Annotated in this window: 8 protein-coding genes; 1 reads left to right on the top strand and 7 read right to left on the bottom strand. The window is 72.9% G+C overall.

Annotation, left to right across the window (positions count from 1 at the left end):
- The 7 genes from ACFZAU_RS02430 to ACFZAU_RS02400 all read right to left on the bottom strand — a co-directional run bounded on the left by ACFZAU_RS02430 (position 1) and on the right by ACFZAU_RS02400 (position 11,287).
- Positions 1–2,181: an alpha-galactosidase gene (locus ACFZAU_RS02430; protein WP_500550705.1), complete on the bottom strand. Its 2,181-nt coding sequence runs from the start codon at positions 2,179–2,181 to the stop codon at positions 1–3.
- Between the two features lie 91 nt (positions 2,182–2,272).
- The gene (locus ACFZAU_RS02425; RefSeq protein WP_500550704.1) at positions 2,273–3,622 is read right to left on the bottom strand and encodes an ABC transporter substrate-binding protein; all 1,350 of its coding nucleotides are present in this window, start codon (positions 3,620–3,622) and stop codon (positions 2,273–2,275) included.
- Positions 3,619–4,632 (bottom strand): acetylxylan esterase, encoded by a 1,014-nt coding sequence (locus ACFZAU_RS02420; protein WP_500550703.1) that lies wholly within the window; start codon positions 4,630–4,632, stop codon positions 3,619–3,621. Before ACFZAU_RS02420 ends, ACFZAU_RS02425 begins: the two co-directional genes overlap by 4 nt.
- Positions 4,626–7,055, bottom strand: a complete 2,430-nt coding sequence (locus tag ACFZAU_RS02415) for a glycosyl hydrolase family 95 catalytic domain-containing protein (RefSeq protein WP_500550702.1) — start codon at positions 7,053–7,055, stop codon at positions 4,626–4,628. Before ACFZAU_RS02415 ends, ACFZAU_RS02420 begins: the two co-directional genes overlap by 7 nt.
- A 28-nt stretch (positions 7,056–7,083) precedes the next feature.
- Positions 7,084–8,010, bottom strand: a complete 927-nt coding sequence (locus ACFZAU_RS02410; protein ID WP_500550701.1) for a carbohydrate ABC transporter permease — start codon at positions 8,008–8,010, stop codon at positions 7,084–7,086.
- Between the two features lie 12 nt (positions 8,011–8,022).
- On the bottom strand, positions 8,023–9,066 hold the full coding sequence (locus ACFZAU_RS02405) for a carbohydrate ABC transporter permease (protein WP_500550700.1): 1,044 nt from the start codon (positions 9,064–9,066) through the stop codon (positions 8,023–8,025).
- Between the two features lie 127 nt (positions 9,067–9,193).
- On the bottom strand, positions 9,194–11,287 hold the full coding sequence (locus ACFZAU_RS02400; protein WP_500551108.1) for a fibronectin type III domain-containing protein: 2,094 nt from the start codon (positions 11,285–11,287) through the stop codon (positions 9,194–9,196).
- 433 nt (positions 11,288–11,720) lie between these two features.
- Here ACFZAU_RS02400 and ACFZAU_RS02395 point away from each other — a divergent pair, with 433 nt between their 5' ends.
- Entirely contained in the window at positions 11,721–12,875 is a 1,155-nt protein-coding gene (locus tag ACFZAU_RS02395) for an ROK family protein (RefSeq protein WP_500550699.1), read from the top strand.
- Positions 12,876–13,548 lie beyond the last annotated feature (673 nt).

The following is a 13,548-nucleotide window of genomic DNA, read 5'->3' as shown; positions in this document are numbered from 1 at the left end:
TCACGCGTCCCGGCACACCTCGATCAACAGAGCCTGTTCGGGGTCGAGTTGTGGCATCGGGAGGCCGGCGGCGGAGAGCAGCGCGCCGGGGAGGGTGAGGCGGTCGTCGATCGCCTCCGGGAGCCAGGCCGGGCCGCTTCGCTGGTGGAAGGAGGGCAGGCCGAGGTCGGTGCGGACGCGCACGCGGTAGCGCGCGGCGGGGTCGAGGCCGGGCAGCGGCACCCGGCCGGCCTGGCCCTCAGGGGAGGTCGCCACCCGGGCCCAGCAGTAGAACGCGGCCGCGCTGTCGTGGGCGACGACGCCGTGCAGCAGCGTTTCCCCGCCCGGGAGGTCGGCGCGGACGGTGCGCCCGCCGTGCAGCAGCGGGCGCAGTTCCCGGTACAGGGCGGTCCAGGCGGTGAGCCGGGCCAGTTCCTCGGGGGTGCAGCGGGTGAGGTCCTGCTCGATGCCGGGGTGGCCGAAGAGCGCGGTGGCCAGCCGGAAGGTGTCGGAGCTGACGCGTGCGGTGGTGTGGCTGGGCGTGGGGCCCACGTGGGCGCCGACGAGTTCGGGGGGCAGGAGTTGTCCCGTCCACCGCTGGATGGACTGACGTTCCACCGGGTCGTTGCAGTCCGAGGCCCACACGCGGTCGGTCCTGGCGAGGATGCCGAGGTCGACGCGGCCGCCGCCGCTGGCGCAGCTCTCGATCTCCAGGGCCGGGTGGCGCTGCCGGAGGGTGTCCAGCAGCCGGTAGAGCGCCTCGACCTGGGCGCGCGCCGCGGGGCGGTCGGCCGGGCCGCTCACGGCCTCGTGCACCTCGCGGTTGTGGTCCCACTTGAGGTAGGCGATGCCGTACTCCTCGACGAGGGCGTCCAGCGCCCCCAGCAGGTGGGCGGCGACGCCGGGGTGGGAGAGGTCGAGGACGTGCTGCTGGCGGGCCGCGGGGCCGGCGCCGCTCGTGGGTGCGAGGACCCAGTCGGGGTGCTCGCGGGCGAGGTCCGAGTCGAGGTTGACCATCTCGGGTTCGACCCACAGGCCGAACTCCATGCCCAGGGAGCGCACGTGGTCGGCGAGCGGGGCCAGCCCGGCGGGCCACACCTCCCGGTCGACCGTCCAGTCGCCGAGGCCCGCGCGGTCGGAGCGGCGGCCGCGGAACCAGCCGTCGTCCAGGACGAAGCGCTCCACACCGACCTCGGCCGCCCGGTCGGCCAGCCGCAGCAGGCGTTCCCGGTCGTGGTCGAAGTAGACCGCCTCCCAGCTGTTGAGGATGACCGGGCGCGGGCGGCGCGGGTGGACCGGGCGGTCCCGGAGCAGGGTGTGGAACCGGTCGGCGAGCCCGTCGAGCCCGGCGCCGGACCAGGCGTAGTGGCAGACGGGGGTGCGGTGGGTGTCGCCCGGCGCGAGCCGGACCTCGCCGGCGCGCAGCAGTTCCCCGCCGCCGAGGACGGCGGCGTGGACGCCCGCGCCCTCGGGCAGCTGCTCGACGAGGTAGCGCTGGTCGCCGCTCCAGGCGACGTGCAGGCCCCACACCTCGCCCTCGCGGAAGCCGAAGCCGGGAACGCCGACGGCGACGAGGTACGGCGAGTCCAGTCCGGGCTTGCCGCGCCGGACGTCGCGGGCGTGGGTGCCGTGGGTGAGGGGACGGCGCTGCGGGGAGCGCTCGCGGCTCCACTTGCCGGTGAAGTCGAGGATCTCGCCGGCCCGGCGGGGCAGCGGGAGCAGCGCGGTGACCTGCGCGAGGTCGTACGGGGCCGGGTCCGCCGTCCGCTGCCGGGCGATCTCGCCGTGGACGGCGAGCACGCCGGAGGGCTCCAGCCGGTAGGTGATCGTGATGTCGAGCCCCGCGGCGGCGTCGGTGAGGGCCACGTTGAGTTCGCCGCCCTCGGCGTCCTGGCGGACGGAGGTCGCGGTCGTGGTCAGCCGGGGGGCGGCGGCGCCGCCGTCGAGGTGCCCGTGGTGCGCGGGGGTGCCCGCCCAGCCGTCCGCCTCGGTGGGCCAGACGGTGAAGCGGCGCGGCGTGTCGAGGGAGTTGTTGAGGACCGCGGGCTCCGCGGTCAGGCTGAGGGCGGCGAGGTCGGCGGCGGACAGCGGCCCGAGGTCGGCCCCCCAGTGGAGCACCCTGGGCACCGGCTCGGTCAGTTCGACGACGAACGCGGTGCCGGCCGCGCGCAGCGGGACGATCCGCGCGGTGCTGTCTGCCATGGGGGGATTCCTTTCGGGTGTGCCCCGCCGCCGGACGGCCCCGGTTCGGGGCGTCGTCCGGCGGCGGGTGCGTCGGTTCGCTTCCGGTGGCTCAGTTCTTCGCGAGGAGGGTCTTGCTCTGGTCCTGCATGTCCGCGAAGACGGAGTCGTCCTTCTGGCCGGCGAAGTAGCCCTCGAAGAGCGGGTTCAGGGCGTCCTGCACGGCGGCGCCGTTGCCGTAGACCGGGGACGGGTAGAGGACCTTGTCCTTCAGCATGCTGGTGAACACCGACAGGTCGACGCCGTCGGCGGCCAGCGCCTTGGTCGCGGCGTCCATCGAGGCGGGGATGGACGGGAAGAACGAGCCGGTGCTCGCCGCCTTGGACTGGCAGGCCTCGGAGCCCATGTAGGACACCCACTTCCAGGTCTGCTCGGGGTTCTTGGTGCCCGCCCAGATGTTGTTGCCGTTGGAGTTGCTCATCACCGCACGGGTCTTGCCGTCGGGGCCGTACGGGGGCGCGGCGATGCCGGCCTTGACGCCGGGGATCTTGGCGAAGGTGGACGCCGACCAGGAACCGCCGATCTCCATGGCCACCTTGTGGGAGGAGAGCAGGTCGACGTCGCTGACGCTGGAGGTGAACTCGCCGAGCTTGGGCGCGTAGCCCTTCTCCGTCAGGGAGCGGGCCCAGTTCAGTGTCTTCACCAGGCGGGGGTCGCCGTAGTTGAAGACGGTCGGCCAGCTCTCCTTGTCGCCGAGCCGCCACCCGGTGCTGGAGGCGAAGGGGCTCCAGGAAGTCTGGCCGATGAAGTCCTTGGCCGCGATCTGGCCGAAGCCGAAGGTCTTGACGTGGGCCTTGTCGAAGCCGCGCTCGTCGCCGCGGCGTCCCTTCTCGTCGATCGTGAGGTGGGCGATCATCTTGCCGAACTCGCCGCCGTCGTCGGGGTTCCAGGTCGCGGAGTCGACGTCGGCCTTGCTGTAGCCCGCCTTGGTGAGTGCGTCCTGGTCGTAGTAGAGGCCGGCCGCGGCCCAGTCCAGCGGCAGCGCGTACTGCTTGCCGTCGGTGAACTTCCAGGCGTTCACGCCGACGGAGAAGCGGGAGAGGTCGAAGTTGTCCTTGGCGATGAAGTCGTCCATCGGCAGGAGCTGGTGCTGGCTCGCGTACGCCTGGAAGAACTGCACGCTGTTCTGGAAGGCGTCGGGGGCGTTGCCCGCGACGAAGCCCGCGGTCAGCTTGGTGAAGTAGTCGTCGACGTTGTACTGCGAGATCTTGACGGTCGTGCCGGGGTTGGCCTTCTCGAAGTCCGCGGCGCAGGTCTTGTACGCGGCGGCCTGCTTGTCGTCCCAGGTCCACCAGTTCACGGTCTTCGAACCGCCCGCGGAGTCCGAGCCGGAGGAGCAGGCGGACAGCACCGCGGCGAGGGTGAGCGTGGCCCCCAGCGCGACGACTCTGCGAATTCTCATGATTCCTTCTTTCGGGACGTTTCCTGGTGAGGGTGGTGGGACGACGTCTTGAGGAGCGCGCGGAAGGCGCTCAGGGTCATGACCAGGTCCTCGGGGCCGCCGGCGTCGTGGCCGTTGAACTCCCACAGCCGCATCTGCTTCGGCCCGCCGTAGCGGTGGTAGGCGGCGAGGGTGGTGGCCGGCGGGCAGACCTCGTCGCGCAGTCCGGCGGAGAACCAGGCGGGCGCGGTGGCGCGGCGGGCGAAGGCGAGGCCGTCGAAGTAGCCGAGGGTGCGGAAGGTCTGCTCGACCCGGTCCCGGCGGGCGGCGAGGTAGCCGACGAGTTCGGCGTACGGCTGCTCGCCGGTGAGCCGGGTGGCCTGCCGGATGTCGCAGAGGAACGGCGCCTGGAAGTGGGCGGCGCGGAGGTCCGGGACGAGTCCGGCGACGGCCAGGGCGATGCCGCCGCCCTGGCTGGGGCCGGTCACCGCGACGCGGTCGGGGTCGGCGTGCGGCGAGGTGCGCAGGGCGTCGACGGCGCGGACGGCGTCGGTGAAGACCCGGCGGTAGACGTAGGTGTCCTTGTCCTCGATGCCGCGGGTGAGGAACCCGGGGTGCGAGGGGCCGCTGCCGACCGGGTCGCCGGTGGCGCCGCCGCCCGCCCAGGCTCCGCCCTGCCCGCGGGTGTCGACCAGCAGGTGGGCGTAGCCGGCGGAGGCCCACAGCAGGTCCTCGACGGGGGCGCCGCGTCCGCTGCCGTAGCCGTGGAACTGCACGACCGCGGGCAGGGGTCCGCTGCGGTGGCGCGGCAGCCGCAGCCAGCCGTGGACCGGGTGACCGCCGAAGCCGGGGAGGACCGCGTCGTAGACGTCCACGGTCTCCAGGCCGGTGTCGACCGGGGTGAGCTCGAGCCGTGGCTCGTGGACGCGGGCGGCGTCGAGGGTGTCCTTCCAGAAGGCGTCGAAGTCGGCGGGCTCGCGGTATGCGCTGCGGTAGGCCCACAGTTCGGGGACGTCGTCCTCGGTCAGCACGGCCGGGCCTCCTCGTACGGGGTGAGGGCGGCGTCGAGGGTGACGGCGGTGCCGGTGACGACGCGTACCAGGGCGGTGCGGTCGCGGTGGCGGACCGTCACCGGCTCGGTGTCGTCGCCGGCGTGCCGGCGCAGGGTGACGGCGGTGAGGGCGCCGTCCTGCCAGGTGAGGTCGGCCGCCAGGCCGCCGCGGCAGCGCAGGCCGGAGGCGTCGCCCTCGGTCCACTGCGCGGGGAGGGCGGGCAGCAGGTGGACGGTGCCGTCGTGGCTCTGCAGCACCATCTCGGTGACCGCGGCCATGAGGCCGTAGTTGCCGTCGATCTGGAACGGCGGGTGGGTGGAGAACAGGTTGGGGAGCAGGCCGCCCCACTCCGAGCCGTCGACGGGGGCGTCGGTGTCCGGGTCGGCGGTCAGCGGGCGGCTCGCCTCCAGCAGGAGCGTGCGGGCCGTCGCGGCGTCGCGCAGCCGGGCGCGCAGGGCGGTCTTCCAGGCCCATGACCAGCCCATCGCGCCGGGACCGCGCCGGTCCAGCAGTGCCGTGGCGGCGGCCGCGAGTTCCGGGGTGCGGTCCGGGTCGACCTGGCCGAGCGGGTGGACGGCGACCAGCGGGGAGAGGTGGCGGTGGTGGGGGTCGTGCTCGGGGAGGTCGTCGTCCCACTCCTGGAGCCGGCCGTCCGGGGCGATCCGCAGGGGTCGCAGCCGCGGCAGGGTGGCGGCGATACGGCCGGTCAGCGGGGTGTCGACGCCGAGGAGCGCGGCGACGCGCAGGGTGCGTTCCAGGACGGCCCGGGTGAGTGCGGTGTCCATGGTGGCGGAGCGGGTGAGCGAGGCCGTGGAGCCGCCGGCGGTGAGGTAGAGGTTCTCGGGCGAGGTGGAGGGGAGGGTGTCCAGCCGGCCGCTGCCCGTGCCGTCGTCGACCAGCCAGTCGAGGAGGAACTCGGCGCAGCCGCTGAGCAGCGGCCAGGCGCGTTCGCGCAGGAACGCGGTGTCCTGGCTGAACTCCCAGTGGTCCCACAGGTGCTGGACGAGCCAGGCGCCGCCCATCTGCCAGATCGCCCAGGACGCGGCGCCGTGGCCCATGCCGACGGGCAGCGCCCAGCCCCACATGTCGGTGTTGTGGTGGGCGACCCAGCCGCGGGCGCCGTACAGCTGCCGGGCGACGTCCCGGCCGTGTGCGGCGACGCGGTCGAGGAGGTCGAACAGCGGCTCGTGGCAGGGGCCGAGGCCCGCGGCCTCGGCGCCCCAGTAGTTCATCTGGGTGTTGATGTTGATCGTGTAGTTGGACGACCAGGCGGGGCGCAGGTCGGCGTTCCAGATGCCCTGGAGATTGGCGGGCGGTCCGGCCTGCGGGCGGGAGGCGGCGGCCAGCAGGTGGCGGCCGAACTGGAACAGCACGGTGGCGGTGAGGAGTTCGTCCTCGCCCGAGAGGATGTCGCGGGCCACGTCGTGGGTACCGGTGCGGCGCGGTCCGATGCGCAGCGAGGTGCCGCCGAGGAGGGCGCGCAGGTCGGTCTCGTGGGCCTTGAGCAGGTCGTCGGTGCCGCGTTGCGCGGCGCGGGCGGCGCTGTCGGCGGCGGCGTCGAGGTGCGCGGGCCGGCCGTTCGGGGTGTCGAGGCCGCGCCAGTGGCGCAGCGCCTCGGTGGAGCTCGCCACGACGGCCAGGAGGTGGGTGGCGCCGGTGACACGGAGCGCTCCCCCGTCAGCGGTGAGCTCTCCGTCGGTGGCCACGCGCAGGGCGAGCGCGCCGAAGGGGTCGTAGCCGTCGACGGGGCCGTCCGCGTACCGCAGCGGCTCCGGGACGTCCGGTTCGTGGGCGGGGGCCCCGTCGACGGGGATCTCCACACCGAGGACGACCCCCTCGGGGCCGGCGGCGCGGTGCACCTCCCGCAGCGGGGTGGTGAGCTCCAGGCGCAGGTCCACGGTGCCGCCCCGCGCCGTCATGTCGGTGCACAGCGTCCCGGTGGTGGCGTCGGCCCAGGTCCGGCGGGCGACCGAGGTGCCGGAGCGCAACTCGAAGGCGTCCTCGGCGACGCCGCTGTCGAGGTTGAGGGTGCGGCCCCGGTAGGTGGCGTCCTGGGCGCCGGACACCGTCAGCCACAGGTCGGCGTAGGGCAGGTACTCCTGGCTGTACGGGCCCTCGAAGGCCATCAGGAGGTCCTCGGCGCGGTGCGGGTCCCCGGCACGGAGCGCGTCACGCACCTCCGCGAGGCGCTCCGGGCCGGCCCCGGCGGCGAGGACGTCGGCGAGCGCCTTCGCCGGGCCGCCGGGGGTGCCGGACCACACGGTGGAGTCGTTGATCTGGATCCGGGCGCGGTGGGCGCCGCCGAAGACCATCGCGCCGAGCCGGCCGTTGCCGACCGGTGCGGCCTCGTTCCAGCCGGCCGCGGGCGCGGGCCAGCCGAGCAGCAGGTCAGTGGGGTTCATGGGGTGCCGTCCTGGTGCGCGGGCGCGCTCACTTGAGCCCGGAGAAGCCGATGGAGTTGACGATCCGCTTGCCGAAGGCGAGGAACAGCAGCAGCATCGGCAGCGCCGCGATGAGGGCGGCGGCCATCAGCCCCGCCCAGTCGGGCGCGGCCTGCGGCGAGGACTGCTTGAACACGCCGAGGGCGAGCGTCAGCGGCTGCACACCGGGGTCGTTGGTGACCAGCAGCGGCCACATGTAGTCGTTCCAGGCGTTGACGAACATCAGCAGTGACACGGTCGCGATCGGCGCCGCCGACATCGGCAGGATGATGCGGTAGAAGATCCGCAGCGGGCCCGCGCCGTCGATGATCGCGGCCTCCTCGATCTCGCTGCTCAGGCCGAGCATGAACTGCCGCAGGAAGAACACCGTGAAGGCCTGGAAGAGCCCGCCGGGCAGGATGAGGCCGGCGAAGGTGTTGGTGAGTCCGACGTCCTTGATGAAGACGAAGTTCGGCAGCAGCGTGAAGACGCTCGGCACCATCAGCGCGCTGATGAGGACGCCGAACACCAGGTTGCGGCCGCGCCAGTGCAGGCGCGCGAAGGCGTAGGCCGCGCAGGCGGAGAACAGCACGATGAGCACGGTCTGCACCGACGCGTAGATCAGCGAGTTGCGCAGGTAGAGCGCGATGTCGAGGGAGGCGCCCGAGCCGCCCTGGGCCTGGGCCTCGGCGAGGGAGGCCAGGCCCAGCGCCCGCTTGAAGGCGCCGAAGGTGAAACCGACCGGCAGCGGCGAGGAGGGGTCGGTGGCCAGCCGGTAGTTGTTGGACAGCGCGGTGCGCAGGATCCAGTAGAAGGGGAAGAGGGTGACCAGCGCGACGAGGCCGAGGTAGGCCCAGGCCACGATCCTGCCGGGGGTCGCCCTGCGGGTGCGGGGGCGCCGCACGCTCGTCGTACGGGGCGCGAGGGGGAGCGTCATCGGGGGCCTCCTTCAGTTCAGGTCGGATTCGTCGGCCCGCGCGAGCCGGAGCTGGGTGAAGGTGACCGTGATGAGCAGGACGAACAGGGCCAGCGACATGGTCGCCGCGTAGCCGAAGTCGAACTGGCGGAAGGCCTTGTCGTAGATGTACATCTGCAGCACGTTCGAGGCGTTCGCGGGGCCGCCCCTGGTGGTGACGGCGACGATGTCGAAGACCTGGAAGGCGTTGATCACCGTCAGGACGACCACCATCACGAGGATCGGCCGCAGCAGCGGCACGGTGAGGCGGCGGAACATCTGGAACTCGCTCGCGCCGTCCACCCGGCCGGCCTCGTAGATGGTGGACGGGATGGTCTGCAGCCCCGCGAAGATCAGCAGGGAGTAGTAGCCCATCCACTTCCAGACGCTGATCGCGGCGAGCGAGGGGATCGCCCACGGGCCGCTGCCGAGGAAGAGGACCGGGTGGCCGATGACGTGGTCGAGCACGATGTTGATGACCCCGAGGTGCGGGTCGAGCATCCACTGCCACACCAGCGCGGCGATCACGTTGGAGATCAGAAACGGGAGCAGCATCACGCCGCGCAGCGCGGAGGAGTCGGTGACGCGGTGCAGGACCACCGCGGTCACCAGGGAGACCAGGGTGCCGAAGACGACGGACAGGACGACGAACCAGAGGGTGACGAGGAGCGAGTGCCAGAAGACCCCGTCCCCGAACATCTCGTGGAAGTTGGCCAGTCCCACCCAGCGCGGCGGGGTGAGGACGTGGAACTCGGTGAAGCCCAGGTAGATGCCGCGCAGGGTCGGGTAGGCGTAGAAGATCGCGAACCCGACGACGGCGGGCAGGATCAGCAGCAGCGCGACCGGCAGGTCCCGCCGCCGGGCCGCCGCCGACCGGGTCGCGGTCGCGCGCCGGGGCCGGCGGCGGCCGGTGTCCTTGCGGACCTTCAGGGGTCCGCGGGCCCTCGGGGTCGAAGAGGCCGTGGTGGCCCCCGCACCGGCTGCGCCGGACGGTGGTGCCACCGGCGTCGTGTGGTTGTCCTGCGATGTGACCACCACGGCACTCTCCTTCACGTGCGTCGGGTCGAACGGGTGGGGCGGGTCGAGCGGTTGGCAGGGCTGGGTTGGTCAGGGCTGGGGCGGTCAGGGCGGCCGGGACGGTGTCCGCTGCCGCCCTGACCGCCGGTCAGACGGTGATCCGGTCGACGTCGGACACGTAGTCGGACGGGTTGCCGAAGGCGATCGTGTTGGCGCCCGCCTTCAGTCGGACGGGCACGGTGACCGAGCGCGGGCGGCCCCAGTCGTTGTCGTTGCCGCCGTGCAATGGCAGCTGGAAGGCGGTGCCGTTGACGGTGACCACGGCGGTGCGGCCCGAGGAGCCGTCGGTGAAGTCCAGCTTCATCAGGTAGGTGCCGTCCTTCGGCGCCGTCACGTCCTTGATCGTCACGGAGGCGTCGACGCCCAGGTTGCCGACCTTCTTGCCGCCGGAGCACGCCGAGCAGTCGCTGACGCTCGCGTTGCCGGTACGCGGGTTCCCGGAGGCCTCCGCCTCGTAGGCGGTGGGTCCTGCGGCGGCGGGGGTGGTGACGGAGAAGGCGTTGCTCGGTGCGGACGTGCGGCCCCGGGCGTCGTGGGCGGCCACGGTGAACGCGTGGCCGGTGGCGGCGTGCAGGCCGGTGACGGTGGCGGAGGTGCCGTCCACGGTGGCGACCTTGGCGCCGTCGGCGTACACGTCGTAGCCGGTGGTGGCGGTACCGGTGTTCACCTCGTCCCAGGCGAGCGAGACGCTGCCGGCCGTGGCGGCGGTGGCGTGGACGCCGAGCGGCACGCCGGGCCTGCCGGTCACGTTCGCCGGGGTGACGCGCAGCAGCCGGGAGCCGTGCGGGGGCAGGTTGTCGGTGAAGCCGCCGTCGACCTTGCCGAGGTTCCTGCGGCTCCACAGGTCGCGGACGGCGGGCTTGCCGCTGATGCCCAGCTCGCTCCAGTCGGCGGTGACGTCGGAGTACCCCTTGCCGAGGTTGAACAGGGCCACCGTGTAGCTGCCGTCGGCGTTGCGGGCGTACCAGACCTGCTGCGGGGTGTCCTGGCTGAGCGGCCTGGCGGGGTTGCCGGCCTGGTCGACGGCGATGACCTCGTCGTTGGTGAGCAGCGACAGGCCGTACGCGTCGAGCTTGGTGAGGTCGTCGCCGATGTAGAGCGGCGCGCTCTCGATGGCCCACAGCGTCATGTGGCTCTGCCGCTCGACCTCGTTGAGGCCGTCGAGCGGGCCGGCGCCGACGTCGAGGGAGTCGAGGTTGTTCCAGTGCCCGGGCCCGGCGTCGTCGATCCAGGGGACGACGTCGTTCCACCGCTGCTTGACCGAGTTGTTCCAGGTCACCAGGGTGTCGCAGTAGCACTCGACGTCGGTGTCCACGCGCCAGCCGTTGGAGTTCTCCTTCCAGACGTCCACCTTGTCGTGGCTGAGCGACCAGGACAGGATGAACTGGATGGGCCGGCCGGTCCGCTCCAGCGCGGCGTGCCAGGTCTTGATGTCGGGGACGTTGTCGTGCGCCGCGTCACCCTGGTTGGAGCCGGGGCCGACACCGTCGATCTTCAGGAAGTCCACTCCCCAGCCGGCCAGTTCGTCGGCCACGGACTGGATGTACTTCTCGGTGCACGGGCTGGCGAAGTTCAGCTGGTAGGAGACGTTGTCCCAGCCGCTGGTCTTGCGGAGGTCGGGGTAGACGATGTCCTTGGTCGTGCACCCCGGCGCGCCGTGGATCGGCGTCCTGCCGTCGTTGTACGTGTCGATGTACAGGCCGACGGCCAGGTAGAGCCCGAACTTCAGGCCCTTGGCGTGCAACTGGTCGCCGAGCCACTTCATGCCGTGCGGGAACTTGACGGGGTCCGCGACGGGGCGGCCGTACTCGTCGGAGAGGCTCTTGTTCGTCGCGCTGCCGACGTTCCAGCCGGCGTCCACGTTGACGTACTCGTAGCCGTGCCGCTTCAGCTTCGAGGCCAGGATGTCGGCCTGTTGCAGCACGTGCGGTTCGGTGAGCCAGGAGCCGCCGTAGCCCGGGAAGTTGGTCGACTCCAGACTCCAGCTGCTCCAGCCCATGTAGGGCTTGGCGGCCACGACGGGGTCGGCCCCGGAGCCGGCGGCCCCGGCCCGGGACGCGGCGGCGACGGACGACGCCGTGGACGACGCCGACGCGGGGGCGGCGGGCGACGCCGCGGCGGGCACCGCCAGGGCCGTGGCGAGCGCGGTGGCGACGAGCGCGGGCACGGCGGCCCTGCCCATGCCGCCGCGTCTGCGGGTCACGGGCCATCTGAGACGTGCGAGTAGAGCTGAACGGGCCATGGGGGCACTCCATCCCGGCGCGACGGCGTCCGCTTCGAGTGGGCAGGGGGTACGGCAGGCAAGGCGCGTCCCTCGGTGGCGGTCGTCCCGGAACACCACCGAGGGCGGACGTGCTGCGACCGGGGGAGGCTCCGGTCGCACGCCTCGGCCGGGCGCACTTCGTCCGCTCCGGGCGAGGAGTGCGGCGAATGTAGCCAGGCTTTCCTTCCACCGTCAACATATTCCGCGGCAAAAATCGGATGTCTGTCCGGCCGAGCCGACGACCTTCACCGGAAAACCTGGGCCGCAACCCCTCCCCTGCTGGAAAAGATGGGATGAGTGGGTGCGACCGAGCCCCTTCCTTACTTTCCCTTGGAAAGGTATGGTCCGGGACATGAGCCTCGCCGACCAGCCCCCCGCCGCCGTCCTGGTCTTCCAGACCTTGCTCGTCCACGGCCCCCTCACCCGGGCCGAGACCGGGCGGCGCACGGGACTCTCGGCGGGCGCGGTGACCAAGGCCGCGACTCCCCTCCTGGCGGACGGCTGGATCACCGAACTCGGCAGGCCGGCCGGGGAGCGGGCCAGCGGCCGGCCCGCCACGCCCATGGCCGTGCGCGCCGACCGCGCGCGGTTCGTCGGCGTCAAGGTGACCGGCGACGAACTCATCGGTGTGCTCACCGACCTGACCGCCCGGCCGCTGGCCTCCCGGCGCGCCGCACTCGACTCCCGGGACGTCGGGACCGTGGTGCTGGCGATCGCCCGGCTCATCGGGCAGCTGCGCACCGACGCGGGGGCGGAGGAGGACGGCGCCGTCCACAGCGTCGGCGTCACGATCTCGGGCGACGTGGACGGGCAGACCGGCACCGTGCAGTACTCACCGTTCCTCGACTGGCGCCGCGTGCCGCTCGCGCAGCTGGTCGAGTCGGCCTCCGGCATCCCGGCGGTGATCGAGAACGACGTGCGCGCACTGACCGTCGCCGAGCAGTGGTTCGGCGCCGGCGTGGGGCTGTCCTCGTTCGCCCTCGTCACGGTCGGCGCGGGCATCGGCTGCGGGCTGTCCATCGGCGGCCGGGTGGTGTCGGGGGCGCACGGGGTGTCGGGCGAGGTGGGCCACCTGCCGGTGGGCGGCACCGACCGCACCTGCACCTGCGGCAACACCGGGTGCGTCGAGACGGTGGCCTCCACGCACGCCATCACCGAGCAGGCCCGGCAGGCCACCGGCGACCCCGCGCTCACCATGGAGGAGGCGGTGCGGCTGGCGCACGCCGACAACACCGCCGTCCGCGCGGTCTTCTCCCGGGCGGGGCACGTGATGGGCCTGGCGATGGCCTCGGTGGCCAACCTCATCGGCCCGGAACGCATCATCATCTCCGGCGAGGGCGTGGCCTCCTACGACCTGTTCGCCGACCAGATCCGGCAGACCTTCGCCGACCACGCCTTCGGTGCGGCGGCCGACTGCGACCTCGTCGTACGTCCGCTGCCCTTCGAGGAATGGGCACGCGGCGGCGCGGCCGTCGCCGCGCAGCGGGTCTTCGCCCCGGCGAAGTGAGGTCCGCCGCGCGGGCGCTCGGCGCGGGGCGCCGGGAGCAGGGGCGGCCCCCACCCTCCCGCCCTCCCCCAGCCTTCGGCCGGGGGGACCCCCATCCGGCGCGATTGGTGCGGGCCTGCGCAAGTTCGTCTGGGGTCGGCGCCGCGCCGGCGCACTCCCCCAACCTTCGGCCGGGGGGCCCACCCCGCCACACCCCCTACCGAGGTATGGGCGCATGACGGCCGGTGAGGGGTCAGTAAGGCAACCGGGGTGCCCCGGACCGCTTCCTCGGGCGGTGATCGTCGTGCAGCCCGTGCTGGAGACCGGAACCACGGACGGCTTCACCCTCTGGCCGGTGGCCGAGTGGGGGCCGTTCACCTTCATGCCGCTGCACGGCGGGCTGTCGGCGGCCGAGTTGGGCGCGGCCGTCGCCGCGCAGCGGGTCTTCGCCCCCGCGACGTCCGCCGCGCGGGGCGCCGGAAAACAGGAGGCGGCCCGGCCTCGCGCCGGTGCAGACTCGGGCGGTGATCGTCGTGCAGCCCGTGCTGGAGACCGGAACCACGGACGGCTTCACCCTCTGGCCGGTGGCCGAGTGGGAGCCGTTCACCTTCATGCCGCTGCACGGCGGGCTGTCGGCGGCCGAGTTGGGCGCGGCCGTCGCCGCGCAGCGGGTCTTCGCCCCCGCGACGTCCGC

Source organism: Streptomyces sp. NPDC008238 (assembly GCF_042956445.1).
Lineage (GTDB): Bacteria > Actinomycetota > Actinomycetes > Streptomycetales > Streptomycetaceae > Actinacidiphila.
Note: the sequence above shows the minus strand (reverse complement) of the source record. Positions and strands in the feature narration are given on the sequence as shown.

Excerpts from the sequence above, each read along its gene's own strand:
- ACFZAU_RS02410 (WP_500550701.1), bottom strand. The coding sequence starts at position 8,010 with ATGACGCTCCCCCTCGCGCCCCGTACGACGAGCGTGCGGCGCCCCCGC.
- ACFZAU_RS02430 (WP_500550705.1), bottom strand. The coding sequence starts at position 2,181 with ATGGCAGACAGCACCGCGCGGATCGTCCCGCTGCGCGCGGCCGGCACC.
- ACFZAU_RS02400 (WP_500551108.1), bottom strand. The coding sequence starts at position 11,287 with ATGGGCAGGGCCGCCGTGCCCGCGCTCGTCGCCACCGCGCTCGCCACG.
- ACFZAU_RS02425 (WP_500550704.1), bottom strand. The coding sequence starts at position 3,622 with ATGAGAATTCGCAGAGTCGTCGCGCTGGGGGCCACGCTCACCCTCGCC.
- ACFZAU_RS02395 (WP_500550699.1), top strand. The coding sequence starts at position 11,721 with ATGAGCCTCGCCGACCAGCCCCCCGCCGCCGTCCTGGTCTTCCAGACC.
- ACFZAU_RS02415 (WP_500550702.1), bottom strand. The coding sequence starts at position 7,055 with ATGAACCCCACTGACCTGCTGCTCGGCTGGCCCGCGCCCGCGGCCGGC.